Origin of the sequence: Escherichia sp. E3659 (assembly GCF_005781135.1) — a bacterium.
Taxonomy (GTDB): domain Bacteria; phylum Pseudomonadota; class Gammaproteobacteria; order Enterobacterales; family Enterobacteriaceae; genus Escherichia.
Genome location: NZ_VATQ01000080.1, coordinates 1 through 1442, shown reverse-complemented (window position 1 = coordinate 1442; position 1442 = coordinate 1). Strand labels below are relative to the sequence as shown.

Here is a 1442-nt window from a genome sequence, read left to right as displayed (position 1 = left end):
CGCAAAAGACGATGCTGCTGGCCAGGCTATCAGCAACCGTTTCACCGCCAGCATCTCTGGTCTGACTCAGGCTTCCCGCAACGCTAACGACGGTATCTCTATCGCTCAGACCACTGAAGGTGCGCTGAACGAAGTGAACGATAACCTGCAGAACATCCGTCGTCTGACTGTTCAGGCACAGAACGGCACTAACTCCGATTCTGACCGTCAGTCTATCCAGGACGAAATCGATGCCCGTATGGCTGAAATCAACCGTATCTCCGATCAGACTGAGTTTAACGGCGTTAAAGTCCTCAGCCAGGATCAGTCTCTGTCTATTCAGGTGGGTTCTAACGATAGCGAAACTATCGATATCGATCTGACCAAAATGGATGCAAACACTCTCAATATGACTAATTTCACCGTTGATGGTGCAACCGGTACATTGACTAAAGCCACCTCTATGCAGGTGGATGAAGATTATAAATACGATGCTGCACATCTGAAAGATGCAGGTGCTGGCGCAATTTCTGATATCACGGATATTGTTAAAGATGACGTGACCGGCGATCTGTATGCTATTGATCCTAAGGCTGGTGCAGGTAAGGAATACTGTAAAATCACCGATGATGGCAAGGGTAATTTAAACTTTGACAGCACGGCAGGCGGTGCTAAACCGGGTAACGTTACGTCTGTTATGGGCAAAGTAGCTCAGCAGTCAGTCGCTCTGACTGCTCCCGCAAATTCAGAAATTGATACCGATGGTAAAGGCAATTACTTTATCAAGAACACAACCACCGGTAACATGACCAGAGCAAAAATCGATATTGATAAAACGACTGCCGTATATACAGCAACAGTGGCCGATACCGGTAAAAATGCAACCAACACTGCCGATCCGCTGAAAGCTATCGATGCGGCGCTGTCTCAGGTTGACAAACTGCGTTCCGGCCTCGGTGCCGTACAGAACCGTTTCGATTCTGTTATCAGCAACCTGAACAACACCGTTAACAACCTGTCCGAGTCCCGTTCTCGCATTCTGGACGCTGACTTCGCGTCTGAAGTGTCTGAAATGAGCCGCGCGAACATTCTGCAGTCTGCCGGTACTTCTGTGCTGGCACAGGCTAACCAGGTTCCGCAGAACGTTCTGCAGCTTCTGCGTTAATCCTTTTATTGGCAAATTTATTCTGTCGATAATACCAACCAGCCCGGTATCCCCGCGGGCTGGTTTTATTTTTATCCAGTCGTTAAAATTTATTATTGCCTGACAACCGTTCTGGTCAGATAATCCGAAAACGAATATTTCCTCTCCTGTTGTCTACGCCCAACCTCACACCTGAACTCAGATTATTAATAATCTCAAATAAAATCTTTTATATTTTTCATCAATACGCTTTAGCCATTTCATACCTGCGCCGATATGTAGGGTATGCGGCAGTCATAACGCATATTCAGTTTAAATT

At 46.7% G+C, this 1442-nt stretch carries 1 protein-coding gene; it reads left to right on the top strand.

All coding sequences use genetic code 11. The annotated features are described in order from the left end of the window. A partial coding sequence (locus FEK47_RS25055) for a FliC/FljB family flagellin (protein WP_138183449.1) occupies nucleotides 1-1144 on the top strand: 1144 nt, incomplete at its 5' end. Nucleotides 1145-1442 lie beyond the last annotated feature (298 nt).